This window comes from Candidatus Sodalis pierantonius str. SOPE, from assembly GCF_000517405.1.
GTDB classification, from domain to species: Bacteria; Pseudomonadota; Gammaproteobacteria; order Enterobacterales; family Enterobacteriaceae; genus Sodalis_C; species Sodalis_C pierantonii.
Genome location: NZ_CP006568.1, coordinates 1,146,993 through 1,173,152 on the forward strand (window position 1 = coordinate 1,146,993; position 26,160 = coordinate 1,173,152).

At 56.5% G+C, this 26,160-nt stretch carries 24 protein-coding genes, 2 pseudogenes and 1 riboswitch; of the genes and pseudogenes, 9 read left to right on the forward strand and 17 right to left on the reverse strand.

Going from position 1 to position 26,160, the window contains the following annotated elements:
- Nucleotides 1-15: 15 nt before the first annotated feature.
- From SOPEG_RS05955 to SOPEG_RS06005, 10 genes are all read right to left on the reverse strand, one after another.
- Complete coding sequence (locus SOPEG_RS05955) at nt 16-648, reverse strand: hypothetical protein (protein WP_025244647.1); 633 nt, start codon at nt 646-648, stop codon at nt 16-18.
- Nucleotides 582-2,036, reverse strand: coding sequence for an RHS repeat domain-containing protein (locus SOPEG_RS05960; protein WP_025244648.1), 1,455 nt, complete (start codon nt 2,034-2,036; stop codon nt 582-584). Before SOPEG_RS05960 ends, SOPEG_RS05955 begins: the two co-directional genes overlap by 67 nt.
- A 555-nt stretch (nt 2,037-2,591) precedes the next feature.
- Nucleotides 2,592-3,623 (reverse strand): hypothetical protein, encoded by a 1,032-nt coding sequence (locus SOPEG_RS05970; protein ID WP_148297005.1) that lies wholly within the window; start codon nt 3,621-3,623, stop codon nt 2,592-2,594.
- A gap of 100 nt (nt 3,624-3,723) precedes the next feature.
- A complete protein-coding gene (locus tag SOPEG_RS05975) occupies nt 3,724-4,815 on the reverse strand; it encodes a hypothetical protein (protein ID WP_025244650.1) in 1,092 nt (363 codons plus the stop codon).
- A 147-nt stretch (nt 4,816-4,962) separates the two neighbouring features.
- On the reverse strand, nt 4,963-5,280 hold the full coding sequence (locus SOPEG_RS05980) for a hypothetical protein (protein WP_025244651.1): 318 nt from the start codon (nt 5,278-5,280) through the stop codon (nt 4,963-4,965).
- Between the two features lie 17 nt (nt 5,281-5,297).
- On the reverse strand, nt 5,298-6,044 hold the full coding sequence (locus SOPEG_RS05985) for a hypothetical protein (RefSeq protein WP_025244652.1): 747 nt from the start codon (nt 6,042-6,044) through the stop codon (nt 5,298-5,300).
- Entirely contained in the window at nt 6,022-6,906 is an 885-nt protein-coding gene (locus tag SOPEG_RS05990) for an RHS repeat-associated core domain-containing protein (RefSeq protein ID WP_025244653.1), read from the reverse strand. Before SOPEG_RS05990 ends, SOPEG_RS05985 begins: the two co-directional genes overlap by 23 nt.
- A gap of 5 nt (nt 6,907-6,911) precedes the next feature.
- Nucleotides 6,912-7,757: an RHS repeat domain-containing protein gene (locus tag SOPEG_RS05995; RefSeq protein WP_148297006.1), complete on the reverse strand. Its 846-nt coding sequence runs from the start codon at nt 7,755-7,757 to the stop codon at nt 6,912-6,914.
- Nucleotides 7,758-7,885: 128 nt separating this feature from the next.
- Complete coding sequence (locus SOPEG_RS06000; RefSeq protein ID WP_025244655.1) at nt 7,886-9,865, reverse strand: RHS repeat domain-containing protein; 1,980 nt, start codon at nt 9,863-9,865, stop codon at nt 7,886-7,888.
- A gap of 112 nt (nt 9,866-9,977) precedes the next feature.
- Nucleotides 9,978-10,952: a hypothetical protein gene (locus SOPEG_RS06005; RefSeq protein ID WP_025244656.1), complete on the reverse strand. Its 975-nt coding sequence runs from the start codon at nt 10,950-10,952 to the stop codon at nt 9,978-9,980.
- A gap of 746 nt (nt 10,953-11,698) precedes the next feature.
- Here SOPEG_RS06005 and SOPEG_RS06010 point away from each other — a divergent pair.
- The 8 genes and pseudogenes from SOPEG_RS06010 (at nt 11,699) to cspE (ending at nt 19,625) form a co-directional block, all read left to right on the forward strand.
- Entirely contained in the window at nt 11,699-12,553 is an 855-nt protein-coding gene (locus tag SOPEG_RS06010; protein WP_025244657.1) for an N-acetylmuramoyl-L-alanine amidase, read from the forward strand.
- 113 nt (nt 12,554-12,666) lie between these two features.
- Nucleotides 12,667-13,098, forward strand: coding sequence for a hypothetical protein (locus tag SOPEG_RS29225; protein WP_236851639.1), 432 nt, complete (start codon nt 12,667-12,669; stop codon nt 13,096-13,098).
- A 261-nt stretch (nt 13,099-13,359) separates the two neighbouring features.
- Entirely contained in the window at nt 13,360-13,821 is a 462-nt protein-coding gene (gene yedD / locus SOPEG_RS06020; RefSeq protein ID WP_071882144.1) for a lipoprotein YedD, read from the forward strand.
- Nucleotides 13,822-13,988: 167 nt separating this feature from the next.
- Nucleotides 13,989-15,539, forward strand: coding sequence for an IS21-like element ISSoEn3 family transposase (gene istA / locus SOPEG_RS06025; RefSeq protein WP_081742941.1), 1,551 nt, complete (start codon nt 13,989-13,991; stop codon nt 15,537-15,539).
- A gap of 11 nt (nt 15,540-15,550) precedes the next feature.
- Entirely contained in the window at nt 15,551-16,300 is a 750-nt protein-coding gene (gene istB / locus SOPEG_RS06030; protein WP_025244661.1) for an IS21-like element ISSoEn3 family helper ATPase IstB, read from the forward strand.
- A gap of 639 nt (nt 16,301-16,939) precedes the next feature.
- Nucleotides 16,940-17,863: a kdo(2)-lipid IV(A) palmitoleoyltransferase gene (lpxP, locus tag SOPEG_RS06035; RefSeq protein ID WP_025244662.1), complete on the forward strand. Its 924-nt coding sequence runs from the start codon at nt 16,940-16,942 to the stop codon at nt 17,861-17,863.
- A 331-nt stretch (nt 17,864-18,194) separates the two neighbouring features.
- Nucleotides 18,195-18,961, forward strand: a pseudogene (locus SOPEG_RS06040) (DUF481 domain-containing protein).
- Nucleotides 18,962-19,415: 454 nt separating this feature from the next.
- Nucleotides 19,416-19,625 (forward strand): transcription antiterminator/RNA stability regulator CspE, encoded by a 210-nt coding sequence (gene cspE / locus SOPEG_RS06045; protein ID WP_025244663.1) that lies wholly within the window; start codon nt 19,416-19,418, stop codon nt 19,623-19,625.
- A gap of 120 nt (nt 19,626-19,745) precedes the next feature.
- Here cspE and crcB read toward each other — a convergent pair whose 3' ends face one another.
- Nucleotides 19,746-20,129 carry a fluoride efflux transporter CrcB gene (gene crcB / locus SOPEG_RS06050; protein WP_025244664.1) on the reverse strand — a complete coding sequence of 128 codons (384 nt, stop codon included), beginning with the start codon at nt 20,127-20,129 and terminating at the stop codon, nt 19,746-19,748.
- Nucleotides 20,130-20,203: 74 nt separating this feature from the next.
- Nucleotides 20,204-20,268: riboswitch (Fluoride riboswitch) on the reverse strand.
- A 172-nt stretch (nt 20,269-20,440) separates the two neighbouring features.
- Between crcB and tatE the strand changes: the two genes are divergently transcribed.
- On the forward strand, nt 20,441-20,641 hold the full coding sequence (gene tatE, locus SOPEG_RS06055) for a twin-arginine translocase subunit TatE (RefSeq protein WP_025244665.1): 201 nt from the start codon (nt 20,441-20,443) through the stop codon (nt 20,639-20,641).
- A gap of 67 nt (nt 20,642-20,708) precedes the next feature.
- On the opposite strand, the gene lipA is transcribed toward tatE, so the two are convergent.
- The 6 genes and pseudogenes from lipA to mrdB all read right to left on the reverse strand — a co-directional run bounded on the left by lipA (nt 20,709) and on the right by mrdB (nt 26,154).
- A complete protein-coding gene (gene lipA, locus SOPEG_RS06060) occupies nt 20,709-21,674 on the reverse strand; it encodes a lipoyl synthase (protein ID WP_025244666.1) in 966 nt (321 codons plus the stop codon).
- A gap of 178 nt (nt 21,675-21,852) precedes the next feature.
- Nucleotides 21,853-22,512, reverse strand: a complete 660-nt coding sequence (gene lipB / locus SOPEG_RS06065; protein ID WP_025244667.1) for a lipoyl(octanoyl) transferase LipB — start codon at nt 22,510-22,512, stop codon at nt 21,853-21,855.
- Nucleotides 22,513-22,526: 14 nt separating this feature from the next.
- On the reverse strand, nt 22,527-22,790 hold the full coding sequence (gene ybeD / locus SOPEG_RS06070; RefSeq protein ID WP_025244668.1) for a DUF493 family protein YbeD: 264 nt from the start codon (nt 22,788-22,790) through the stop codon (nt 22,527-22,529).
- Nucleotides 22,791-22,919: 129 nt separating this feature from the next.
- Nucleotides 22,920-24,131, reverse strand: a complete 1,212-nt coding sequence (dacA, locus tag SOPEG_RS06075; protein WP_025244669.1) for a D-alanyl-D-alanine carboxypeptidase DacA — start codon at nt 24,129-24,131, stop codon at nt 22,920-22,922.
- Nucleotides 24,132-24,405: 274 nt separating this feature from the next.
- A pseudogene (gene rlpA, locus SOPEG_RS06080) lies at nt 24,406-25,032 on the reverse strand (endolytic peptidoglycan transglycosylase RlpA).
- 9 nt (nt 25,033-25,041) lie between these two features.
- A complete protein-coding gene (mrdB, locus tag SOPEG_RS06085; RefSeq protein ID WP_025244671.1) occupies nt 25,042-26,154 on the reverse strand; it encodes a peptidoglycan glycosyltransferase MrdB in 1,113 nt (370 codons plus the stop codon).
- Nucleotides 26,155-26,160 lie beyond the last annotated feature (6 nt).

Genomic DNA, 26,160 nt, shown 5'->3' on the forward strand with positions numbered 1-26,160 from the left:
CGGTGTGGCCGGGGGTTAGCCGATTCCATAGTAATGACGTTCAAAGTTGCTGATGGACGTTATTGCTCCCTGTGCCATTGCGTCAAAGCCGTCTGGATAAACCATGTGATAGCTGGCAGAGTGGAACATCGGCTGTCCGCTGACGTGCAGCCACAAGCGCCGCAGCGGATTATGGGCAACTTGATAGCGCGGCATGATATCGCCGCCGGCGAAGCCTTCGGCAAAAACCGACTTTACCGTGAAGAGCAAGTTATCATAGGCCGCCACCGGCAGGCCCAGGACATTGGCCACCTCGTGCGCCGCGCCGCTGCGCGCGCCATAGCAGGCCAGCAGCAGCAACGGTTCATTAGGAGAAAATACCTGCTGCTCGGTCTTCATGGCGACGTCCAGCAGCGGCTGAATATACTCATAGGCAACCGTCGCGGCGGAAACCATCTGCCCTTCAGGATTTTGCAGCAGCGCGCCTGTCGGCGAGCCGTGGGTTTGAAACGCCAGGATGTGGCGGTTGGCGTAATTGGTATACAGCCCCATCTCCGATTTGTTGAGATGGTAAATCGGCCGCGGCGCAAAGCCCGCGCTTTCTATCGCCATGGCTTCTCTGGCCGCGATCGCCTCGCCAATACCGCTGGCGGCCAGCGCGATACCCAATGAACACAGTGACAACACGCCGGCCACGTGCGGATACTGTCGATCAGCATGCCCGCGGCGATAGCGAGGATGCTGCTGGTCAATTGGGTGGCGGATAACGTGAGCGCGGTCGCTAAACCCGCCGGACCGGCGGCCAGGAAAACCACCGGTGCCATCAGCGTGGCGCCCGCGCCATAGGCGTAATTTACCCAGGCATTCCAACTCAAGCGGCCATCGGGATCGTAGCGATTGATAGGATCGCCGCGACCGTAAAGATAGCGGTTAATCCCCGTCAGACCGCCTACCCGTAGGTTATCCTGGGTGGTAAAGCCCTGGAGATCGGGACGATAAAGCCGGTAGCCGCTGCCGAGGAAGTAGCCGCCGCTCGCCGTATCGTACAATTCGCCTTGCCACAGCGGCAGATAGCGCGGCAATGGACTGGCGCAAGCGGCATCAAACGAAGACGTCGCAGCAGCAGGGGTGCCCCAGGCGAGGTAGTGCAGGGTGGGTTTGCGGCCGTAGCGCCGGATCCGGCCGCGGCTATCCGTCGCGGTGAGTAAAATATCCGTTCCGAGCGCGGAGAGGGTTTTCACCGCCGCCAGACCGGCGGCGTGGACATAGCTGACCCGGTCAATCTCCTGCGCCGGCCTGGTGGGACAATGGTGTTTGATATGCGTCAAGCGGCGGCCGTGATAAAAGTGCAGGGAGGTTGCGTCTTCGCCGCTCTGTCCCTGCAACCGATTAAATGCGTCGTAGCAATAAAATGTCTCGGGAAGGCCGTCGCCGGAGACCGCTTGCAATCGCCCAAGGGGATCGTAACGATAGCGCCGCCGATGACCGTCATCTGTCAGGCGGCCTTGCGGATCATACACCAGTTGGACGGTGCGGGCGTCGGCGCCGCCGTACTGGATGCTGGTGCGGCGAGAGGGGCAGTCGGGATGGTGGTAGCCATAGCGGGCCGTTTGTTCGGCGGGACAGCCGGTTTGTGTGGGTTGTGCATAGTGTATCGTCGCCTCGGTAAGGTTGTTTAGCGCATCCCAGGTAAACGTTTCGGCGATCACCTGCTCAAATTGCTCGCCCACCACCGCCAGCAGCGACAACTCGCCGGCGTAGCGGCAGGCGGTAAGGCAACCGCGCGCGCTATAGTCAAAACTTTCGTAGCGCCGTAACGACTTTCCGCCCCTGCGTTCTTGCAACGTGCGTTTGACGATCTGATCCAGGCCATTAAACTGCTGGCTAATGATGAGTTCCACCGGCGTTTCCGCGCCCGTTTGGCTGGTGACCAAGATATTGACCGGGCGGTTGAAAGCATCAAACAGCCACCGGGTAGTCACGTTTTCCTGACCGGGCAGTCTTACCTGCCGGCGCGTCATGCGGTCGAGATGATCGTAAACAAAATGGACTTCCATATAATTGTCGCGTACGGAACTCAAGCGACCGGCGACGTCATAGCGATAGCGTATCCTCGCTATCGCGCACGCTTAGGAGCCTTCTCGCGAGGCTGTACCGGTAATAGACCTCATACAGCAGTTGATCCCGCGCGCTGAAAATCATCTCCTGCACCCGCTGACCCTGTGAATTGTAGCGCAGGGCGAGGCGTCGGTACGGTATTCGGTGCAGCCAATAAGATACCCGGTGGTGTTATCGTAATGGAGCTCGCGGTGGTCTCCCTCCCAACTTTGCCGGATCAAGGCGTTATGCTTGGGATGAAAATCGAACCGCGTGATCGTGCCATCGGCATGTTGGACTGCCGTGGGTAGCGGGCTCAGGACGGCATAATAGACGTGGGTCGCCGTGGGCGCTTCCCCCTCGCGCGATGCCGTCATCTGCCCCCAGCGATCGGTCTCGCAGCTGTACAACGTTTGCTGAGGCGCCGTGGGCCCCGCGCTGATGCCGATAAAGGACGGGCTGTCGTCCGGCGAGCGGTAACGATAATGCAGCAGGCTGCCGTCCTGCAGCGTCTGCTACGCTACCTGATTGTCATCATTATAGCGCCAACGGATGGCCTGGCCTGTCCCCCGTTCGTTCACCGCGCTCAAACGGCATTGATCGTCATAATTCAGACGCAGTTCACTGATAATGACGGAGGCTTTGCCGTCAGGCTGCGGCAGCAGACGCAATTGCCGCAATGGCTTACCGTGCCGGTAACGTTCGTAGAGGATACCCGAATACTGCGGCGCAGCATTGCCATGGCGGCCGCTGCGGTAGTCGCTGCGCGTTTGTTTGCTGCTTTTCTGTTTAATGATGTCCAGATGATGGTAATGGCAAACACCCTGCTGGCCGTCGTGATCGACGCTTGTATAACGGTGACCCCAGTGATCCCAGGCGCAATCGTTGTAGCGGGTGACAAGCGGGCGAATGGGACCTTCCTCATCGCTATGGTCGTAGGTTGTGAGGCGGGAAAGCCGTCCCAGCGGATCATACTCGCGCTGCTCGATAGGTAGCCGATTCAAGGGATGCTGGCGACATTGATAATAGCGGCGGTGTAGCCGACCGAAACCGTCAATATGGCTGATGATACGGTTGCCCTGAATATCGGTACGGGTCAGGGTAATTAGCCCGTTCTGGCGGAAGCTCTCCTCCAGCCAACGGTGGCTGACCGAGGCGTAGGGGGTATCGGCATGGTGTTCCGTTTTCTCCAGATAACCCTCCGGGGCATAGTGATAGCGGGTCGTGTTGCCGTAGGCATCGGTAAATGACAGCAACGCATAGCTGGCATGACGCCATACCCGAGTGGTGGTGAGCGGCGCCGCATCGTCCAGATGGCGCAACTGCGTTTCCCGCTGCAGGTGCGCATCGGTGTCGTTTTTGCCCGCGGGAATAATTTTGCTCCAGCGGTAGGTTTCGCTAAACGTGTTCGGGGTATTCTCCGGGTAGTGGGTATAGGTTTTTTTTATCAAGCGGCCGTGTTCATTATTGCCGCCGTCGGGCTGCATGTGATAATCGAAGCGCTGTAGCAGCCGGCCCGGTACTTCTTCAGCGATGCAGAGGATCATTTGCCGCTCCGCCAGCGGCGAGCCGCTTCGGCCGGGGAAGCCGCGGTAGCGATAGAAGACGGTTCTGCCCGTGGCCGGATCCCCCCTCCACGGCAATGGATTACGCTTTTGATGAAGCGGATAAAGCCCTGAGGCTCGGCGGGGTAGTGTTCCTCCCCCGCCGGCGAGTAGTAGGTGATGCGTTCGCTGCTGCCGTCGGGATAAACATGCTGGATGAAATTGCCCACATTATCATACTCATAGCGGGATATTTCGCAGCGATAGCGGGGCAGATATTGGGCACCGGCCCGTTTTCATCCCAGGTGACCCGTTTTTCTCGCGCCAGCGCGTAGCGCGCGCTTTGATCGGCCAGCGCCAGCGCATCGTCACAGTAATAAGCCCATTGCGTGCTTGTTCGTCCTCGTCGCCGTTGTCCGCAGACCTGCGTTTCGCGGATCTCCTCCTTCGTCACCAGTAAATGCAAGCGATTGTAGCGGTGGATAATCGTCTGGATCTCAGGTGCGCCGTCGTCGGAATGCAGAACGTTTTCCGCCGGCATGGGCAGGATACGGGTAATCACCGACTGATAAGGGGGCGGGGCTTCCGCGGTGGCGCCAGGATGATGATGACGGGTCGGATTCGGGGCAACCGTATCGCTGTGGCTGATACTGAAGGTTTCGGTCAGGCAATACAGGCGATTATCGCCGTCGCTGACGGTGGTGGTATGGCCGTTGACAAGGGGGAACACTGCATCCTCTGCGTAGCCAAACGATTCGCACACGCCGCCGGACAAGTTAACCTGTTGTATTACCCCCAAGGTGGGGTGATAGGCGATACGGCATAAAATCCGTTCCCCCGTGGGTCCCCTGGATAGCTGAATCAGTCTGCCTCCGGCGACGGTCAACAGGGTGGTGACGGGGGCCTGCGATGCGGGAAAGCAGGTAAAAACCAGCTCTGCGTTTATCGCAGACTCTGTGTCGGTCTTTGCATCGGCCTTGGCCCCTGCCCGGGCACTGGCGTTTGCCTGCACAAATGCTTCTGACGCCGGATTTCGCGCGCTCCGGGCGTTGGCCTCGATGTCAGCAATAAATTCGGCCTGCGCAGGGGATCCGCCTTCAGCATCCATCCTGGCGCGCGCCTTTTCCCCGGCGGGTGGCAATAACCGCAGCGACGTGCGCAGCAATTCGCCGTCGTCATCGGCAACGGAAATCAACAGCGCCAGATGCTGCCGCCATCCCCAACTGAGCGTTAGGGCGTTTCCTCCCGCAGAAAGCCGCGTTTGCAGTCGCCACAGTTCATCGTCGGCGGGTTGCTGCGGCGAACGGGAGACTATTTCGATTGCGCCGTTGCGATAATAAATTCACAGGCTGTCTTGGCGCGTAGCCAACTTGATGTGCTGCGGGGACGGAGAAAGGAAAGCCCATTCCCCGTCTCGTCGGGTAAGCCCGAAACGCGCGCCGCCGTCAGTTTGCAACTGCCGGGTCTGCGGATTGAACCACGACAGAGTATCGCGGAAACCCTGACCGTACAGGCTAGGCTGCGTTTCCAGCGGGAGATAGTCCAGCATCAGGCTGAGCGCCGGACCCATGTGGTCATTGCCGATAAGGTGCAGCAGCGGTAACTGAAAGCGAATCAAACCGGTGCGCGGGTCAATGCACGGTGAAGTAAATGTATTCATACATTCTTGTTCTGGGGTCAAAAAGCGCCGGGAAAATAGCGCGTCATGGCGGTCGTTGCTTCCGATAGCGGGCGGCCGCCGGCGAAATGGCCGTCGGGATAGAGCAGCGGATAGCACATTGTCGGGGCAGGGCGATAGCCCATGAAAAAAAGGTAAGCATGGGCCGCGCCACCTTGCGCCGCAGAGGGAAATGACCCATCGCGCTGAACACTTGGCGCGAAACCCTCGGCAGCAAAAGCAATCGCGGGCCGTAACGCGAGCGTGAATGCCGCCATTGGCCGGCTAAGGAGATCGGCGAGCTGCCGGGCGGATTCGGTGCCGGCGGCGTAGCTGGCAAGCATTAACAGCGGATGATCGACGCTTATCCACGGTTCTTCGCTCGCCAGCATAGGCAGAAGGCTTGGCCAGGGGGTAGCGATTGAGCGTTGGCTCGTCGGCAATAAACTGCCGTGATGCCCACGTTGCAGGATGTTTTGCAACGTGGAGCAGGAGGCCTGCGCCAACTGGTTCTGGTACCGATAGTGGCTGAAATAATTTACTTGGTTGTTGCCATTTTTCAAACATGAAAGGGATAGGCTTTGAAACGCGTCCAGCGGTGACTGCCGGCGGCGGTGTTCCCCCACGACCGGCTCGTCGCAGCCGGCGGCCAGCGCCAGCATTTTTGACGACCACAGCAGGGCGCAGCTGACCATCGGGTCTTTGTACTCCAGCGATCCCGACGCAATAGCGGAGGCGGCCCAGCTAAAGTCTGTTGCGGTTAACATGATATGCAGAGGAGGCGTGGCGCTCAACAACGTATCGAAGGCGGGGGTGCGTCAGCGGAGGCGCTTCTTTGCCCGACGGCTGCGTCATCCGTCCCCTGAGGTTGCCCCGCGCGTTGGGAAACGCCTGGTTAACGGGATCGTTCATCATGAAGGTATAAGGGTTCAGTCCCGCCACGCCGGGAAAACGCAGAGCGGCGGGGGAAATGAACCGCCGGAACTCGGGCTGATACAGCCGGTGATCGCTGCCCATAAAGTAGCCGTTGACGGCGCTATCGAGCAGGCAGCCCTGATAACGGGGCATGTCTTCAGGCAGGGTAGCGTCGGTTGCGACGCCCTCCGTATGCTCATTGTCCAGCCCCCAGGGAAGATAATCGATCCGCGCATTGCCGCCGGCCTGCACGGTATTTCCTTGCTGATCGGCGGCCAGCAACAGTACTGACGGCCAGCCCGGTTGACGCTCGCAGCGGGTGATAAGCGCATGGGTATTGCCGTAGTGAAATAGCGTTGCGTGCGTCAATCCTTTCTTGCGCTTATCCAGGTTGATATGCGCCGTTAGCCCGTTGATGGCGCCGGCCACATTGGGCACATTGTCTTTTTTGATAGCATCAAGCACCGTCTGCGGCGGAAATGGCGTGTCGCGCGTATAGCGTTTGACATGGGTTAAGCGATTCTGGCTGTAAAGATAAACCGTCTCACCCCGTTCATCGCCGCAGGCGAAAAGGCGGCCGGCGGGATCATAATGGTAGAATTTATAGTCGTGATTCGGGGTGAGGGTTAAAATCAAATGGCCAAAGCGGTCGTAATAGTAGCGAAGGCCCTGATGATCCTGAACTAGCCTGCCGCAACTGTCGTAAAGCAGCATGTTTTTTAGCGCAGGCTTCGCGTAATGCGACAGGTCGGTGAGGCGGGTGGGAGCTTCGCCGTTATGATAGAAATAGCGGGTGGTGAGGGGGGCTTGGCCGCACCGCTCGCGGTCGCGTCGCCGAGTGGCACGGCTACGGTTTCCACCTCGGTGAGATTGGCGAGATCGTCGTACTTGAATTCCTGGCTGAGCACTTGCCTATCCGTTTGCCCATCGTTAGCTAGCAGCGGCAAATTCCCGTGATAATGGCAATTCGTCAGACAGCCGCGTCGGTCATAGGAAAATGTTTCCTGACGCGTGCGGCCTACGCCCCCCGATGTTTCCGTTACCGTTCTGGCGATGATGTTATCCAATTCATCATACTTGAGCGTTATCTGTAGCGTTTTGGCGTCGGCCTTATGCGGCCCGCAGGGCGTGATAACGATTTTGGTCACCCGATTAAAAAAACCGTAGCGCAGTTCGCGCCTGACGCCTTTGCCCGTGGCGCGCTCGGTGACGGTATGTTGCGCCAGGCGCCCAAAGGCATCATAGTCCAGCGATAGCTCGACTTCGCTGCCGGTCAATGTTATCAGCCGTCCCGCTCGGTTATAACGATAGAGATGCGTCTGGCCAAGGCTATCGCGGGATTGCAGCAGTCGACCGGCCAGACTGTAGTCATACTCGGTCCAAAACTCCTTTTCGTCCTCCGGCCCACAAACCGTTTCGCGGATCACTTGGCCTTCAGAATTATATTCGTAGCGTAAACAAGGGCCGGCCAGATCGTCGAGGAAATGATCCTGTACCGCCGTCACTTGACCGGCATTATCATAGTGAAACCGCCGCAGGCCATCGGCATACTTCATTTCAATCAACGCATGCTTCAAATGACGATGGTAGCGAAAGTGGAAAGTATTATGGCCGGCATCGGTATAGCCGATCGGGCGGGGGTGGGCACCCTCATAGCGCCAGGTGTTAGCGCCTTGCCCGAGATGTTTTTCGCTCAGTATCCGCCCCCAGCCATCGAGGCTGCGTTCATAGAGCTGATAATGGTCCGCGGCAGGAGCCGGTAAAGGTTGGCGCGACGACAACGGGGGGAAAAGCGAATCTGGGTTGGCGGGCCATCCTGACGGTCATAGACATAGCGAAAATTACCGGTGTCGCCAATACTAATTAGGCATAAGCGATCCTGATAATCATATTGATAATTAACGTAATGCTGCGATAGCGTTTCGGTGACGGCGATAATGCGCTGCATATCGTCGTGGACAAACTCAACGGCGCTGATAAGCTTGCCGAGGTTGTCTACTTCGCATGCCGCCTCGTCTAATGGCAAGGCTAGGTCGGGCAGTGCAGACGCCTCCTCCCCCGCTGGTGGTCTTTTGTTGACAGAGCGAAATCCCTCTAAGGTTATGGCACTGCGCGTTTCACGCAATAGCTTTAGCGGTCTGTTTAATATGTCGTAATGCTCTTCAATCACGCCTGAGGCACAGGCGCGTAGATCGACCGAACGTGATGCAACATCGTAAGGAAATTGTTCGCGGGTTTGTCTGTCGTCAAAAATAGCATTTTCGATGAGGTGATATTGCCCTCGCTCGCCGTCATGATGCAAGATGACGTTAAGCTGCTCCCACTCATCGTAGTAATATTCACTGCGGTGTTGCGCGATTTGTTGCGTGGGCGTCAGGGTGGTCGCCGCAATATGCCAATCATTCAGCGTCGCCTCGATTAACCTGCCGGCGCCGTCATAGCGTCGTTCTTCCAGCGTGACCGGATTATCCGCCCGTCGGGCGCTGCAATAGGTTTTTCTGTGCAGGCGGCCGAAACCGTCAATATAATGATGAACGCCATTGCCGAGAGAATCGGTTTCACTGATATGTACCAGTGAGTTCTGTTGCAGATCATAGCGGATATTGCGGCACTGTTTGGGGGCGCAGGGCGTCTGGGCGTGGCGGGTAAGGAAAAAATCCAGATCGTTATTTTGATAGCGGTAGTCGGTCTGGTTGCCTTGGGCATCGATAGTGGTTATTTGATGATAATCGGGCAGAGACCAAATAGAGGTGGTGGTAAGCGTCTGCTGTGCCTCGTTGGCCGTCCGTGCAGACGTCGTCTGAGGGGCGTCATCTTCCGGCGTCGACCCTTGTGGCACGGCCGTCTCCGGCGCCGCCTTGGGGTCCGGACGGGTACGGCTGACGCTGAAATGGCAGGTGCAGACCAGCTCATAGTCGGTGGGAGTATTGTCCCTGGCGGAGCGTTTTTCCCAAAAATAGTCTTTGCTTACCACCGTCTTTTCCGGCTCGCTGGTATAGGTCATACGCTGGGACTTCAGCCGGCCGTGGCGCGAACCGAAGGTGGCTTCCGGTTCATCATAGTAGCTTACTTCCAACGTTTTCACGTCCACCCGAGACGGCACATCACGCACGTTTTTGATGGCGGTGTCTTGCGCTGGCGCCCGTCCAGCGTCGGCGGCGGGGGCTTTTAAGGGAAAGTTATAGATGAAATAGGTGACCTTATGGCAAAGCACCAGCGTGTCATGCGGCAGCACCGACGGGCGGTGACAGAAAAGGGCGCCATAGTGGTAGTAGATGCGGCGAATCTGCGTCGTCGGGATATCCCCTGGGGGAATTTCATAACTGACTTCGGCGGCAAAGCGACGAAAACCCAGCGGATCGGCAGGACAGTCGCTATCACTGCCATCAGCGCTAAAATAATTAAGAGTGAACTGACTCCCATCGGGATACACGCAGAGGGTTAAATTGCCATCAGCATCGTAATTGTAGTGGGTAATAGCCTTTTTCTGCGGTTGCTGATCGGGGCGTTGCGGGGTGTTGACGATAGGCGGGATGCGCCAGTGTTCTTCTTTTCTTGTCGGTAAACAATAGGTGCGGGCTAATTGCGCCAGCGGGGTAGTCGTCGCGGCGTCGACGGGGGCGCGATAGCTTAAAAGGAGGGTGTGCTCACTTTCCTTAAGTTGATTATTCATAGTGATCTTCGTCTGGTGCTTCTCGCTGACCAGACGGTGATAACTATCATAGTGGCGCGTAATGATTTTGCTGCCGGTCTCCTGCGCTTCCGGGCCCAGTGGGCTGCGGTTTTCACGACGGATCGTGATTTTCGATGATAGATTTTCCCCGGCGTGAGCATATCGGGCCGGCTATAAGAGGGGCGTTTGCGGTGAGAAAATCCACATCGGTAAACTGAAATGTCTGCGTCTGCCGATATAACTCCCGCTGGTTATCGGTGACGCGGGTGGTATGGCTTGCAATACAGGGCAGAGGTCTGACGGCACCGTCCGCGCAATAGACAAAGTCCTCGTTGATGCCGCCGGGCAGGCGCAGCGATGTCAGGCGATCCCGGTTGTCATAACCTATCTCGCAAAGTGCGCCGGCGCGGCAGCGCGCGTTGTCGACACTGTCCTTTTCGCACTGGCTAACGCGTGTCAGTTTTCCCTGATCTTTTTGCAGCAACAGGCTGTAGCTTTGCGCTAAGTCGGGCCAGACGGTGAGAATGATGTGATTTGGCGCGGGCGGCTGGCCATCGACCTGATGCAGAGGCGGCCATTTTATTTCTACCAGGCTTTGCTGCGCATCTTTTATTTGCGCGAGACGCAGACGACCGTTGAAGACGATGTAGATGAAAAGTATTTCATGGCCGGCGGGAGAAAAAAACCGGTTGAGCAGATAATACTTTTGCGCGATGCCTTTTGCCTGAGGAATAATGAGCTGTTCAACAGCACCGCTTTTGTAATAAATCCAAAGTGCGCCATTGAGCATTTTCAACCGGATATAAAGCGGGGCCGGCGGACAAAATGCCGGTTCGGACGCCTCGCCCTCAAGGCGATATTGTTCACCGTTGGAGAGCGTTAATAGGCGGCTCTCCGGATCATATCGGCTGAGATTATCGTCGAACCCTTTGCCATAACCCACGTCCTGGAGATGCAACAAAGAATAACTCAACGATAGTGTGAACTCAAGCCCTAAATGGTCATTACCGATAGCGGTAACAAGGGGGAGGCGAAATTGTAATAAGCCGGTGCGGGGGTCGACCTGCGCTGCAAAAGGGTGGTGCATAGCGATATCCTTATCGTGGGTAATAGATACGAGCCATCACGGCAAAGGCGATGGCGTTGCCAGCGCAATGACCCGTGCAAGGCCGTGCGGTTTGCAGTCTCTTTGATAATCGTCGGCGCAATAGCCGCCGGTGGTGGGGCGTTGCCGGAGGTACCCTTTTCCTTTTCGGTCAGACGGTAAATTTTTATAACATGGGCGGATGGCGGGCACCACCTGACCTCTGCGGGACGCGGGGGGTTACCAGGGCCATGCAAAGGGGCGGTATGAACGCATGGGGTCGAGGTGTCGCCAGCGGGCGCACGGCGGGTAAACGGCGGCGGCGAGCGCAACGGGTCAGCATAGAACCACGGCAAGGCTGCGGGTCCCGCCGCCGGCTGCCATCAGTCTGGAACACCGCCAGGCAGAGCGGATGGCTTACAGGGTGCGGCGTCATTGTTATGGCGGTGGGCGGTCGATTGACAGCCGGTCGAACCGTCGCGTTGTGTGGCGCATCGACCGCTGATTAACCCCCCCGGCTAGAGTCGCCGCCGTCCAGGTAATTTGCGCGTGCCGGATAATGTATTTATAGTGAATTTATTCTAGGAGTAAATAAATTTCTGAGAGCAATACGTGACATAAATAAAAAAGAATCCGGACTGTTATATCAATCGGAAAAATCGTGAAATTCATAATCCGCCGCGCATTGGTTGAGCTTTCGTTATTTATGCCGTTGCTAGGATATTCTCTTTGCGCTAGGAAAAGTCCCTATGAAAAAAATAATATTGCTCTTGGGCGTGCTAGGATTGACGGGATGCGCGGTGCATCAATACGCGGAAAAACCGGCGACCACCTTGATTGATCACGGCGATTATGCAGTGGATACGTCCTATCCCTCTCAATCACAGGATGATCGCGTCCGATTTCTCATATTCCATTATACCGCCGTCGATGATAATGAATCCCTGCGGCTGCTTACGCACGGCAGCGTGAGCGCCCATTATCTTATTCCCTCCCATCCTACCGAAATTCACGGTAAACCGGTGGTATTACAGTTGGTGCCGGAAAATAAACGGGCTTGGCACGCGGGCGTAAGCGGCTGGGCCGGGCGCAATAATATTAACGATACTTCCATTGGTATTGAGATCGTTAATGACGGGTTTCATGAGAGCCCTACCGGGAAGCAGTGGATCCCCTATCATAAAGAACAGACGGTGTTAGCGGCCCGCCTGGCACGGGATATTATCGCCCGTTATCAAATTAAGCCGCAGAACGTGTTGACGCATAGCGATATCGCGCCGTTGAGGAAAATCGATCCAGGTCCGCAGTTTCCGTGGCGGGAAATGGCGCAGCAGGGCATAGGGGCCTGGCCGGATGCGGCGACGGTGGACAACTATTTGCAGGGCAAACATCGCTGGTCCGCCGGCAATGTCGCGCTCATCCAACAGGCGCTGGCCGCCTACGGTTACACCATCCCGCAAACGGGCACGCTGGATAAAGAGACACTCCGCGTCATCAGCGCCTTCCAGATGCATTTCCGCCCCAGCAATTTCACGGGCGTAGCGGATAAGGAAACCGAAGCGATCGCCCAGGCGCTGGTGGAAAAATACTGCAATCCCGCCTGAAACCGGCCATGACGACACGTCCGGTTACATATCATCCGGCTTAAATTGCATTTATCCCGGCGCGGCGGCGGTAGCGGCCGTCGTGCCGTGTGGTAAGGCTTACAGGGTTTTTTTTGCTATTTCTTTGCGCTGACGCCGGGTTTTTGGTTGTAATTTGCGCAATTGTTCAGACGCCAGACGCACGATTTGATAAAATTGAAGTTCGTTACAGGCAAAAGAGAGAGACTAATGGAGGTTATCCTGTCATGAATCCTGGTACTTCATCCCCTTCTGAAAGCGCTGAACAACCCGTTACGACGTTGTCAGGCGTGATTACCAAATCACCTAGCCGAATCAAAAATACCGCCGGTCGGCCGATGGTGAAAGCGACCATTTTGGCGGAGAGCAAAAAACGCAGTGCTTACCCTCTGACCGTGGTGGGCTTTGATATTATGGCGCTGGAACTCATGGCGCATTTGCGCGGCGAACGCCTAACGGTGACCGGGCGCATGGAGTGGAACGGCGGGTATTCCCTCATCGCCGATCGGATAGTCAGTATGTCGTGATACCCCCCGGCGCGGTAGAGCTCCCTTCGCTAACGCACCCTCCCTTTTTATAACCTCGATACCACCGTCTTCCCGACGTGATGATGACCGCAGGTTGCCGTCTGTCCGGGAGGGGCGTGCCCGTGCGCTGGCCACGGTTGCCGGGGCCAAGCGAGAGGGCGATGGCCAGGCGGCCAAAAAAGGGGCTAAACCGACGAGGTATTTAATGCTAACATTTCGGCTCTCTTTCACAAGGATCTGAATATGAAGCGAACTCCCGTCATGTTACTACTGGCGGCGGCCCTGAGTGGATGCGCCGGCGCGCCGGAATATACCAAGGTCGTGGCGGCCCCGGCACCGCCGGGCTATGCCGGCATCTGGACCAGCACCACGCCGCAGAAGGCGCTTATTAGCCCCGAGGCGGTGGCTAGCTTGATAATCAGTCGGTCGGGGACCACGCTGGATTGCAGAAGTTGGCAGCGGACGATCATCAGGCCGGGTAAACTGACCGCGCGCGATGCCCGTCTGTATAACATCAACGAGAAAAACGAATTGAGCGCGCTGAGACTGGACCGTGATGTTTTACATTACGGCAATCTCACTTTGCAGCGCAGCGCGTCACCCACCGCACAATGCCAGCCGTTCATCTCCGGGCAAGGGGATAATTGGGTATTTAGCGCCGCGGCGCCGACGGCAAAAGTCCCCGGCAGCGGGGCGCATAAAAAGACCGGCGTGGTGAGATAACCCGGCTAAGACCGATGCCGTGCTGGTTCCGGTCACATCCGATCACTGATTCCGATTTCACCCGATCACTAATTCTGATTTCATCCGATCACTGATTCCGATTCTGTCCGATCGCTCATCTTCTGTTCCGCCATACTCTGGAGACTTTTAGCTTCCTGGGGCATGGCATGGCACGTAAAAAGAAGAAAGCGAGAACGGAAATGTGCATCTATATTAATGTGTTACGTATGAAATTCGAGCAGCGTCGCTCGAATCGCACTATCGCAGCAGCGCTCGGCATAGGCTGTACTACCGTGCACGATATCCTCGGCCGATTCACGGTAGCTAACCTGGTCTGGCCATTGCCGGCGGAACTGTCCCCCGTCGACCTCGACCGCCTGCTCTATCCCGGCAAATCCGGAAAAGTTATCAATACCTTACCCAGCTGGCTTGATATCGATACCGAGTTAAGCCGCAAGGGCATGACCAAGCAGCTGCTCTGGATGGAATATCAGTCCGCCGTGGGCGGTGATGCCCTAGGTTACTCACAGTTTTGTGCACTGTTCCGTGACTGGAAAAAGAAGCAGCGGCGTTCTATGCGCATGGAGCACAAGGCTGGCGAAAAGCTCTTCATCGACTTCTGTGGCCCCACCGTACCTATCGTCAACCCTGCGACCGGTAGCGTACGCCAGGTCGCTATCTTCGTCGCTGCCATGGGCGTGTCAGGCTATGCGTATATCGAAGCCTGCGAAGGCCAGGACATGGCATCGTGGCTCAACGCCAATAGCCGCTGCCTGCACTTCATGGGTGGGGTTCCGGAGCTGATGATACCTGATAATCTGCGCAGCGCTGTCAGCACCCCTGACCGCTATGAGCCGGTCATAAACCAGAGCTACCAGGCGCTGGCAAATCACTATGAGACAGTGGTGCTACCGGCGCGCCCGAGAAAACCGAAAGACAAGGCGAAGGCAGAATCAACTGTGCAGCTGGTAGAACGCTGGGTTTTGGCCCGGTTGCGTAAACGTAGGTTCTACTCGCTGGCCGAACTCAACCAGGTGATACGAGAACTCAATCATGAGTTGAATTTGCGCCTGATGCGTCATTACGGCGGACAAAGTCGCCTTGAACGCTTCGAGCAGCTGGACAAACCGGCTCTTGGGCCTCTACCGCCCACACAATGGGAATACAGTGAGTATCTCGTGCCCCGAGTGGGACCTGATTACCACATAGACTACGGCAAAAACTGGTACTCGGTGCCGCATCCGCTGGTTGGCGAGCGCGTTGACGTCATCGCCACCCAACGGCTGGTGCAAATCCACCATAAGGGCGTCTGCGTGGCTACGCACCCTCGCAGCGATAACGCCTATAGGCACACGACTCAGGCGGCGCACATGCCGGCTAACCATAAGGGGCAGAGTCAGTGGACGCCGGAAAGGCTGTGCAGTTGGGCGCTGTCGGTGGGTGTGTGCACACTGAAAGTGGTCGAGTCCATCCAAAAGAGCAAAGCCCATCCGGAGCAGGCTTACCGCTCCGTGCTGGGGCTACTCAATCTGCAACGGCGCTATGAGACGACGCGACTGGAGAAGGCCTGCGCGCTGGCGTTGGAGAAAGGGTGCATTAACCGCTCTTTCATAGCCAACGTATTGAAACACGGTCGTGAAAGTGAGGTCACCCAGGACGAAGCCGGCGTATCAATGCTGGTTCACGAAAACCTCCGAGGTCCGGACAGTTATCACTAAGGAGAATAAATATGGATACACTGTTAATGGCTCTGCGAGAGCTGAAGTTGTCGGCAATGGTCCAGGCGTTGGAGACGCAACGCGAACTCCCGGGGAGTTATGGGGAGCTGGGGTTCGAGGAGCGGTTGTCGCTGATGGTAGAAGCGGAAAATTTGCATAGAAAAAACAACCACATATGCCGTCTGCGACGGCAATCGCAAATGCGCTTGCAGGCAAAACCGGAAGATATCCGCTATATCCCTAGCCGAGGAATGACACCGGAACAGATGCGAGATCTGCTAGGGGGACAATATCTGAAATATCAGAAAAGCATACTCATCACGGGGCCAACAGGTACGGGCAAAACCTGGCTCAGTTGTGCGCTTGGTGAGCAGGCATGCCGGCAGCAATATAGCGTGCGTTACTGGCGAGTGGGTCGGTTTCTGGCCCATCTTCACCAGTATCAGGTAGACGGGACCTATCTAAAACAGCTTAAGCAGTTAGAAAAAATAGAGTTACTGATCTTGGACGACGTGGGCCTAGAATCAATAAGTCCGATGCAGGCAACGATGCTGTTGGAGGTGATGGAAGATCGCTACGATAAAAGCAGCAGCATCCTGATCAGTCAACTGCCGGTGAAAAAATGGTATGGACTGATAGAAAACCCCACGACAGCTGACGCGTTACTCGATCGGTTAGTACACCCCAGCTATAGACTGGAACTTAAAGGCGAATCACTACGCAAAGAGCAAGGAGTAGCCAGCACAGGAAAAATAGACTAAACCCGAGTCAGAAGATGAGCGAACACGTGAACGAATATCACTGGAATGGGTGATCGGAAAATATCGGAATAACTGATCGGATGTCGCCGGAACAGCTGATCGGATACGTCGGAATCTGCATGCCGTCCATCGCCGACTTTAACGCCGCACCCGATGCTCTGCGCTTTCGCTTTCCCCATCAGAGCTTATCGAGTTAAGCCGCGCCCGGGGCCGTCCACTTCAGGCTGCCGGCCGTGCGCTGGCGGTGGCTGACGTAGGTATTGGTAAAAATAATTTACCTGTCTTTACGGGTATCCGCGCCCGCATTCTGATATGCTTCCTTCGCGCTTGAAGCGATCCGCTCTTCCTTGTCCCGTCTTTCGCCGTTGCCGGACTCATAGCCTTTCATGCTATGGGCTGGTTGAATCGTGAAGCCCGAACCTGAGGCCGGCCGTCAGGCATAGATGCTGGTTAATTGAACCGCTGATTCATGTATAGATGCCGGTTAATTAAACCGCTGATTCATGTAAAGAAATGAAAGATTACAATTTTTCGGCGAATAACTCACGCCGGAGGGTGTCATAGTTGCAACCTGTATCGCTATTGATGTTTTTTCTGATTGATGCGTTACGTAATGCAACTCATCATTAGGAAAAATTGATGCTGCAACCACAGAAGTTTACCCTTGCCCTGCTGCACCCGCGCTATTGGCTCACCTGGTTCGGTTTGGGCGTGCTCTGGCTGCTGGTGCAGTTGCCGTATCCGCTGCTGCGGCGGTTGGGCGGCCTCCTCGGCCGTATGTCCAAGCCGTTTTTGCAACGTCGGGTGTGCATTGCCCGGCGCAATCTTGAATTGTGCTTCCCCGATATGGACAGTGAGCGTCTGGAAGACACGGTCAACAATAACTTTACCTCCCTGGGCATGGGCCTGATGGAAACGGGGATGGCCTGGTTCTGGTCTGATGCGCGCGTCAAACGCTGGTTTGACGTTTCTGGCTTGCAGCACCTGCAACAGGCCAGCCGGCACGGCAGTGGCGTGATGGTCATCGGCATCCATTTCATGTCGCTGGAGCTCGGCGGGCGGGCGATGGGGCTGTGCCAGCCGATGATGGCCATGTACCGGCCCCATAACAATAAGGTGATGGAGTTCATTCAGACCTGGGGCCGTATGCGCTCCAATAAAGCCATGCTGGATAGAAAAGACCTGCGCGGTATGGTCCACGCCTTGAAGAAGGGCGAAACGGTGTGGTTTGCGCCGGACCAGGACTACGGTCCGCGGGGCAGTATTTTTGCGCCGTTCTTTGCTGTTCCCCAGGCGGCCACCACCCGCGGCACCTATACGCTGGTCCGGCTGGCGCAGCCGCAACTGGTCCCGGTGGTGCTTATCCGCAAGCAAGATGGGTGCGGCTACCAACTGTTGATTCAGCCGCAGCTAAGGGACTACCCGCAGGACGATGAAATGGCGGCCACCTGCTATATAAATCGGATTGTGGAGCAGGAGATACTGCGCGCGCCGGATCAATATCTTTGGCTGCATCGCCGTTTCAAAACCCGGCCGCGTGGCGAGCTGTCGCTGTATGTGTAAACATGCTGCCGGTCCGCCTGATTGCTTTATCTAGAGGGCCATGGGGGGAGGTATCGCGGTTCCAGAATTATCCGAACACGGCCGGCCTGTGGATAACTGGGGCGATGAAAGAGAACAGGGTTACCGCTAATTTATTTATTAATCTAATTATTCCTGCTAATGTGTCCTAGTACGTTCTGTCCCCGCTCCTGTTTCTTCAACTTTTCGGCTTTTCTCTCAATTTTTGTTACCAATATTACAAAAAATTACTAGTACAGCGGCGGCTTCGTTTGGCTACACTGATGAACTTTAAATGCGCATTACCCTTTTTCGCCAATTTGACAGGTATCTTATGTTACGCAATAAGCGCTTCCGGGCACTCTCTCTGTTTACCACCCTTGGCATGTCGCTAGCCAGTTTCAACACCTTCGCCGACACCGATATCTTTACCGCACTCGATGATCCTTCCACCGCCAAAAAAGCTTTGATGGTGATGCTCAGGCAAGCTACAACGCCCAGAGCGGCAATACCCGCAATTCTAATCTGGCCGCCAGCACCACCATGACCTGGTTCCAGCAGTCGAATGCCTATAGCCTTTGGGGGGAAGCCGCCAACAACTCGTCCGACGATCAGCGCAGCTCGGAGAAATATCAGGCCGGCGCCCGTACCCGCCATAACCTCAGCACGCAAAACTTTCTGTTCGCTCAGGGGAGTTGGTTGAGCGATCGCTATAACGGCTACCGTTCGCGCGATACGCTGGTTGCCGGCTACAGTCGCCAAGTGCTGACCGGGCCTATCCACACCCTGCGCGTCGAAGCGGGTCCTGGCGTGCGCCATGATGAATACCAGGGCGGCGGCAATTCCACCAAAGCGCTGGGTTATGCGGCGGCCTCGTACAGCTACTAGTTGACCGACAACACCAAATTTATTCAGGGGCTGTCGCTGCTCGCCAACGATGACACCACGGTGAACTCGGAAACCGGGCTGAATGTCGATATCAACGATCATTTTGCGCTGAAAGTCGCTTACAACGTGACCTGGAACCAAAATCTGCCGGATAGCGCGCCGAAGCATACCGATACGAAAACGTCGGTCTCGCAGGTCTATAAAATGCAGTGACTGCTTACCGGCGCTGCCGGGATAAGCGTTACCCGTCGGTCGTGCCCGATGTTCGATGTAATGTAGGCGCCACGGCGCCTTTTTTTATGCACCATCCACCACCGCATTTCCCGCGCCGCCCATCGTCGCTTTTCAGCTGCTGCCGTTGCTGCGGCTAAGCACCGTCCATAGCGGTGTTTTCCGAACGCGGAGCAGATTCTTTCAGTGGCCGACTGGCGAACGCGAGATAACGTGCAGAAGGGGCAGCGCGCGCCGCTTTGGCTGTTCTCGCAAGGGGAAACGGCCTTGGCGTCAGCAGATGCCCCACTCTGTCAGCGTGATCCGCAGGTTAAAATGTTTTTTTAGCAATATTTATCACGGATTACTGATCTAATGCTGGACAAAAAGCTTGCCAATTGCTGTACTATTCGACGGCACAGAGTTTGTGTCTATCATTTATTTAAAGGTAAGTTTGATGTCTAAGATTAAAGGTAACGTTAAGTGGTTTAATGAGTCCAAAGGATTCGGTTTCATTACGCCTGAAGATGGCAGCAAAGATGTGTTCGTACACTTCTCCGCCATCCAGAGCAACGGTTTCAAAACCCTGGCTGAAGGTCAGCGCGTAGAGTTTGAAATCACCAATGGCGCCAAAGGCCCTTCGGCTGCTGACGTTACTGCTATTTAATTAGCCAGTTTCTTGAAAAACCCGCCCTGGTGCGGGTTTTTTTTCGCCTTGCTTTCAGCGTAGCGTAGGGGATCACGGCGTGCGGACATGGCCGGCAAAGCCCTGCGGCGGGCCGCCGAGTTAAATCGGCAGCGGTGGCGGCGGCCAGTTTACCACGCCCATCGCCACCGCCGTCATCAGCAGCGAGCCGAGCAGGTTGAGCAAGATATTCCCCGCGGCCCAAAAGATCTGCCCGCCGGCCAACAGCGCCACTACTTCGGCGGAAAAGGTGGTTAAGCCCCCGCAGAAACCGGTGGTCAGCAGCAACTTCCAGGCCGGATCCAACTGCGGCATCCGGGGGAAGAGCGCAAGCGCCAGACCAATGATGAACGCGCCGACAAGATTGACGAGCAGTGCGCCGGTGGGGAAGGGCAAACCCGAGTGGGTTAATTTGACGCTAACATACCAGCGCAGAACACTACCGATACCGCCGCCGATGAAGACGGCCGAAAATAAGGCAAACATAGCAACCTTTCACAATGAGAGTGGGTTAAAACCCGGAAAGGAAAACGTGACGCCACGTTCCCCAATACCTGCGGGCGAACGTAGACATCATCAGCCAGAACGGCGGTTATTAAGGAGGAATGTCATCTCCTGAAGGGTCAGTATAACAGAATACGCGGCGGGGAAAAGCGGTTGACGGGGGGAGGCAACAGGCGTAACGGGTGGCAATCTGTTACACATATCGCTTGTATTGCAGCCGCATTAGCGGTAAAAAACAGGTAATATTCATTCACTGCTGAAGTTATCAGCCAGCGTTAACCCGGAAGGTGGTTATGGAAGGTTTAAGCATTACCAAATTGTTAGTCGTCGGCGCCCTGATCGTGTTGTTGTTCGGCACTAAAAAGCTGCGCTCGCTGGGCGGCGACCTGGGTGCGGCCATTAAAGGCTTCAAGAAGTCCATGAACGATGATTCGGCGCCGGCGCAGCAGACGCAGGCTGATGATGCAGCGCGTATCGCAGACCGCAAAGAATAAGTCTTCGCGGCAAAGAAGGGGGGTCGCCGGTGGCGCCCGCCCTTTTTTTTGCCCGCGCGCCGGCGTTTTATTTGACTTCGATGCCTTTGGCCTGCAAATCCGCGTGGTAGGACGAGCGCACGAAGGGCCCGCAGGCGGCATGGGTAAAGCCCATCGCCAGCGCTTCTTGTTTTATCTCGTCAAATTCCTGCGGGCTTACATAGCGTTTAACCGGCAAATGATGGCGGCTGGGCTGCGAATATTGGCCGAGCGTAAGCATCGTGACACCGTGACGGCGTAGATCGCGCATCACCTCAATAATTTCAGCGTTGGTTTCACCCAGTCCGACCATCAGGCCAGATTTGGTCGGCAGATGCGGGTTCGCGGCCTTGAAATTCTCCAGCAGCTTGAGCGACCAGTGATAGTCGGCGCCGGGGCGCACCTGGCGATACAGACGCGGCACGTTTTCCAGATTGTGGTTAAAAACATCGGGCGGCGCGGCATTGATGATATCCAGCGCGCGATCCATACGGCCGCGGAAGTCGGGCACCAGCGTCTCGATGCGGATGCTGGGATTTTTGGCGCGGATGGCGCTAATACAATCGGCAAAATGCTGGGCGCCGCCGTCGCGCAGATCGTCACGATCGACGGAAGTTACCACCACGTAGCGCAGCCCCATATCGGCGATGGTTTGCGCCAGTTTTTCCGGCTCGTTGGCATCCGGGGTGACGGGGCGGCCGTGCGCAACATCGCAGAATGGGCAACGCCGGGTACAGATAGCTCCCAGGATCATAAAAGTCGCGGTGCCGTGGTTGAAACACTCCGCCAGGTTCGGGCAGGACGCTTCCTCGCACACCGAGTGCAGGCCGTTTTTACGCATCGCGGCCTTGATGCCCTGAATGCGACTCGAGTCGGCGGGCAGTTTAATTTTCATCCAGGAGGGCTTGCGCAAGATTTCCTGACGTTCCACCGCGACGGTTTTGATGGGAATTAACGCCATTTTGTCAGCGTCACGGTATTTAACGCCGCGTTCCATCTGTATCGGTTTACTCATAATGGTGCAGGTTCAGTCCCGAAGTCGACAGCCTGAAGAGTAGGTAAATCAGTCTGTTACGTGAATATTAAACGAGTATCAAAAAAATTTTAAAAATTATAACATGTTGTTCACATCGGGTGAATGCAAAACGTGGCCTGATGGGCCAATGCGCTTCTGCAGGACATCGCGCCGCGGTTCAAGCGCCGTAGTGCGCCGCATCCCACCCCTGTATTTCGCCGGCCGTAGCGTCCAACAGCCGCAGGCATTCTGCGAGGAGCACCGGCGCCACATCGTTCATGCCGGTGCCGGGGGACAGATCGCTCACCTGTGTCATGCGTAGACCGGCATAGCCGCAGGGGTTGATACGCAGAAAAGGCGAGAGATCCATGGCCACGTTCAACGCGAGTCCGTGGAAGGAGCAGCCTTTGCGGATACGTAAACCGAGCGAACAGATTTTATCGGCGCCGACGTAGACGCCCGGCGCGTCGGCGTGGGCGTGGGCGGAAATAGCGAAGCACGCCAGGGTGGCGATGACCGTTTGCTCCAGCAGGGTAACCAGATCGCGCACCCCAAGCCGGCGGCGGCGCAGGTCCAGAAGGACATACATCACCTGTTGTCCTGGACCGTGGAAGGTCACCTGACCCCCGCGATCGCTTTGGATGACCGGGATAGCGCCCGGCTGCAACAGATGCTCAGCCTTACCGGCCTGGCCTTGGGTAAAGACCTGCGGATGCTGCACCAGCCAGATCTCATCGGAGCTGGCGGCGTTGCGCTCATCGGTGAAGCGGTGCATCGCCCGCGACACCCGCTCATAAGGCTGCAGACCCAACTGGCGGATAACCAGGTTCTCTGACACGATGATCCCCCGGCTTACAGCACCATACGTACGATGTCTATTTTACCCAGCTCTTCGTACAGCGTTTCTACCTGTTCGATATGGGTGGCGGTAATGGTAATGGAAACGGAGTGGTAATTGCCTTTGCTGCTGGGTTTAACCTGCGGCGAATAGTCGCCCGGCGCGTGGCGCTGCACCACTTCCACCACCTGATCCACCAATTCCGGCTGGGCGCTACCCATCACTTTATAGGTAAACGGGCAGGGGAATTCGAGCAATTCATTCAGTTTGGTTTTCATAAGGACTCCCGGTGACCGGCATGGATATACCGCAGCGGCGGCAGGCGCCGGCGCTCCCGCCGCTGCGGGGGCAGATGGAATAGGGTTATTATAGGGGCGCGGATCCGTCCCTGACAAGGGATGAACGGATTAACCGAACCAATGGTGGAACATGAACTTGACATAATCGACCATGCGGCTGAAGAAATTGCCTTCTTTCACTTCATTAAGCACCACTAGCGGGCGTTGTTCGATGGTTTTACCGTCCAGTTGGAAATTGATGGTACCGACGCGCTGATTTTTCGCCAGCGGCGCGTGTAATTCCTGATTATCCAGCACATAGCTGGCTTTGAGATCCTTCATCCGGCCGCGCGGGATAGTCAGATACGCATCGCTGTCCACCCCCAGCTTCACGCTGTCGCTATCGCCAAACCACACCGGCTCGGCGGCGAATTCTTTGCCGGCCTTCAGCGGCGCCACGGTTTCAAAAAAGCGAAAACCCCAGGTCAGCAGCTTGCGGCTTTCGTTTTCACGGCCTTTCATGGAATGTCCGCCGAGTACCGCGGAAATAAGGCGCATCTGGCCTTCGGTCGCCGAGGCGACCAAATTGTAACCCGCGGATTCGGTATGGCCGGTTTTGATGCCGTCGACGTTCAGATTGCTGTCCCACAGCAGGCCGTTGCGGTTCATCTGACGAATGTTGTTAAAGGTAAATTCTTTTTCTTTATAGGTGGCGTATTCGTCCGGCACGTCGTGGATCAGCGCTTTACCGATCATGGCCATATCCCGGGCGGAGCTGAACTGTCCGGGCGCATCCAGACCGTGGACGGTTTCAAAATGGGTATTTTGCAGCCCCAGCGCGCTGACATAATTATTCATCAGCCCCACGAACGCATCCTGACTGCCGGCGACGTAGTCCGCCATCGCTACGCAGGCGTCATTGCCCGACTGGAGAATAATGCCGCGGTTGAGCTGCGACACCGGTACCCGATCGCCCGGTTTCAGGAACATCAGCGAGGAGCCTTTGAACACGGGATTGCCGGTGGCCCAGGCGTCTTTGTTTACCGTAACCACATCATTCGGGGTAATTTTGCCGGCTTTGATGGCTTGGCCGATGACATAACTGGTCATCATTTTGGTCAGGCTGGCGGGGTCGCGGCGCGCGTCAGCATTCATCTCCGCCAGCACTTTACCGGAATTGTAATCGATGAGGATGTAGGATTCGGCGTCGATTTGCGGCACGCCCGGAATCATGGTCTTCAGATTGACATCGTCGGCAAAGCTTGCGGAAACAACGCCCATGACCAAAACGGTACTCAAGGCTAACCGACTGAATAAGCGGGGTGTAGTTACATTCTTCATGTCAGGATAACGGCATCCGTGGGGGTAAGTTAAAATCGTGCCACACTATACCAGATGTCAAAAATGGCGGCATCAGGCAAAACGGCACCGCGTGCGGCTGAGGCAAATAATTTTGTTTCAGGGGTTTACACGGTGCATCGACTTATTGACAAACGGCCGGCGGCCCGGTCAGATCGCGCTGGCCGGGAACAGGCAGACGGCGCCGGTCGGAAGCGGTAGACGGTGGTCGGGAACGGTCAGGCGGCGTCGGTTGTGGCATTATCGATCGCGGCGGCTATTGCGCCGTGATAAAGGCCTGTTGCTGGGCTTCGCTTTGCAATCGCTGCACCAGCGCCAGCGCCTGCTGACGACTCTGGAACGGGCCTAATTGCACGCGGAATAAATTGCCGTTGGCCGAGACTCTACCCGGCACGCTGAAGCGATTACTGAGGTTTTTTTGCCAATTGGCGGCGGCGCGGGTCAGATCGATGATGCGTCCCGGCGTGTAAGGGCCGCGGTCGTTAACGCGCACCACCAGTTGGCGGCCGTTGCTCAGGTTGGTCACCCGCACGTAGCTGGGCAGCGGTAGCGTCGGATGGGCGGCAGCCAGCGCGTAGGCGTCGAATGGCTTGCCGCTGGCGGTGCGGGAATTGCCGCTGCTTTCGCTGTCGTACCAGGCGGCAAGGCCCGTTTGGCTAAAATTTAGCGGGTTTTTAACGATGCTGTAGCGCTTGCCATTGGCCTCGTAATCCTGCATGTTGTCCGGATTATAAGGCTCATAACGTGGTTCAGCGCCGCTGATTTCAACAACGGGCCCGGTGTAGGCCGGCTAGGCCGGCGCCGAGGGTTGGGTCTCCTGCTGGGTGGTACAGGCGCTGAGCGCTAATCCCATCATGCCGATAACACACCAAAGCTTTCGCATTGCTCACCTCTATAAACTTTTAGACAACATTTTTCGATGCGTATGTATCGACATGACGATACCAAACCCCGCCATTAGCACGATCAGCGCCGAGCCGCCGTAGCTCACCAGCGGCAGCGGCACGCCAACCACCGGTAAGATACCACTAACCATACCGATATTCACGAACACATAAACGAACAAAATCAGCATTAAACCGCCGGCCATGACCCGCCCGAAAGTGTTCTGCGCCCGCGCCGCGATGACCAGACCGCGCATGATGACCCCCAGGTAAAGGGCCAGCAGCACCAGGACGCCGATAAGTCCCAGCTCCTCCCCCAGCACCGCGAAAATAAAGTCGGTGTGGCGCTCGGGCAAGAACTCCAGCTGCGACTGGGTGCCGTGCAGCCAGCCTTTGCCGGACAGGCCACCGGAGCCGATGGCGATTTTCGACTGGATGATATGGTAGCCGGCGCCGAGGGGGTCGGTTTCAGGATCCAGCAGCATCATGACCCGGTCGCGCTGGTAATCATGCATCAAAAAGAACCACAGCACGGGGATAAACGCCGCCACCAGCAGCGCCGCCACGGCGATCAGTTTCCAGCTCAACCCGGACAAAAACAGCACGAACAGGCCCGACGCGGCGATAAGGATGGCGGTGCCCAGATCGGGCTGCGCCGCCACCAGCAGCGTGGGCACGAAAATTAGCACCAGCGCGATAGCGGTATTTTTCAGCGACGGCGGGCAGCTGTCGCGGTTGATAAAGCGCGCAACCATGAGCGGTACGGCGATTTTGGCGATTTCCGACGGTTGAAAGCGGATAAAACCCAGATCCAGCCAGCGCTGCGCGCCTTTACTGATTTGCCCGAAGGCATCCACCAGCACCAGCAGAAACACACAGAAAATATACAGATAGGGCGCCCAGGCCTCATAGACGCGGGGCGGCACCTGCGCCATCACCAGCATCACCAGCAGGCCCATAACAATCTGGGCAATCTTACGTTCCATCATGCCCACATCTTGGCCGCTGGCGCTCCACACCACCAGGGCGCTGTAGACCAGCAGCAGAGTGACGAAAAACAGCAGCATTACGTCAATGTGCAGCTTGTTCCACAGGGAGGTTTGTTGCGGATTATCAGTCATGATCGG

What these genes read in the sequence shown, in the direction of transcription:
- SOPEG_RS05960 (WP_025244648.1), bottom strand. Translation starts at nt 2,036, where the DNA reads ATGGAAGTCCATTTTGTTTACGATCATCTCGACCGCATGACGCGCCGG.
- SOPEG_RS05970 (WP_148297005.1), bottom strand. Translation starts at nt 3,623, where the DNA reads ATGATCCTCTGCATCGCTGAAGAAGTACCGGGCCGGCTGCTACAGCGC.
- SOPEG_RS05980 (WP_025244651.1), bottom strand. Translation starts at nt 5,280, where the DNA reads ATGAATACATTTACTTCACCGTGCATTGACCCGCGCACCGGTTTGATT.
- SOPEG_RS05985 (WP_025244652.1), bottom strand. Translation starts at nt 6,044, where the DNA reads ATGTTAACCGCAACAGACTTTAGCTGGGCCGCCTCCGCTATTGCGTCG.
- SOPEG_RS05990 (WP_025244653.1), bottom strand. Translation starts at nt 6,906, where the DNA reads ATGCTGCTTTACGACAGTTGCGGCAGGCTAGTTCAGGATCATCAGGGC.
- SOPEG_RS06000 (WP_025244655.1), bottom strand. Translation starts at nt 9,865, where the DNA reads ATGAATAATCAACTTAAGGAAAGTGAGCACACCCTCCTTTTAAGCTAT.
- SOPEG_RS06005 (WP_025244656.1), bottom strand. Translation starts at nt 10,952, where the DNA reads ATGCACCACCCTTTTGCAGCGCAGGTCGACCCCCGCACCGGCTTATTA.
- SOPEG_RS06010 (WP_025244657.1), top strand. Translation starts at nt 11,699, where the DNA reads ATGAAAAAAATAATATTGCTCTTGGGCGTGCTAGGATTGACGGGATGC.
- yedD (WP_071882144.1), top strand. Translation starts at nt 13,360, where the DNA reads ATGTTACTACTGGCGGCGGCCCTGAGTGGATGCGCCGGCGCGCCGGAA.
- istA (WP_081742941.1), top strand. Translation starts at nt 13,989, where the DNA reads ATGGCACGTAAAAAGAAGAAAGCGAGAACGGAAATGTGCATCTATATT.
- istB (WP_025244661.1), top strand. Translation starts at nt 15,551, where the DNA reads ATGGATACACTGTTAATGGCTCTGCGAGAGCTGAAGTTGTCGGCAATG.
- lpxP (WP_025244662.1), top strand. Translation starts at nt 16,940, where the DNA reads ATGCTGCAACCACAGAAGTTTACCCTTGCCCTGCTGCACCCGCGCTAT.
- cspE (WP_025244663.1), top strand. Translation starts at nt 19,416, where the DNA reads ATGTCTAAGATTAAAGGTAACGTTAAGTGGTTTAATGAGTCCAAAGGA.
- crcB (WP_025244664.1), bottom strand. Translation starts at nt 20,129, where the DNA reads ATGTTTGCCTTATTTTCGGCCGTCTTCATCGGCGGCGGTATCGGTAGT.
- tatE (WP_025244665.1), top strand. Translation starts at nt 20,441, where the DNA reads ATGGAAGGTTTAAGCATTACCAAATTGTTAGTCGTCGGCGCCCTGATC.
- lipA (WP_025244666.1), bottom strand. Translation starts at nt 21,674, where the DNA reads ATGAGTAAACCGATACAGATGGAACGCGGCGTTAAATACCGTGACGCT.
- ybeD (WP_025244668.1), bottom strand. Translation starts at nt 22,790, where the DNA reads ATGAAAACCAAACTGAATGAATTGCTCGAATTCCCCTGCCCGTTTACC.
- dacA (WP_025244669.1), bottom strand. Translation starts at nt 24,131, where the DNA reads ATGAAGAATGTAACTACACCCCGCTTATTCAGTCGGTTAGCCTTGAGT.
- mrdB (WP_025244671.1), bottom strand. Translation starts at nt 26,154, where the DNA reads ATGACTGATAATCCGCAACAAACCTCCCTGTGGAACAAGCTGCACATT.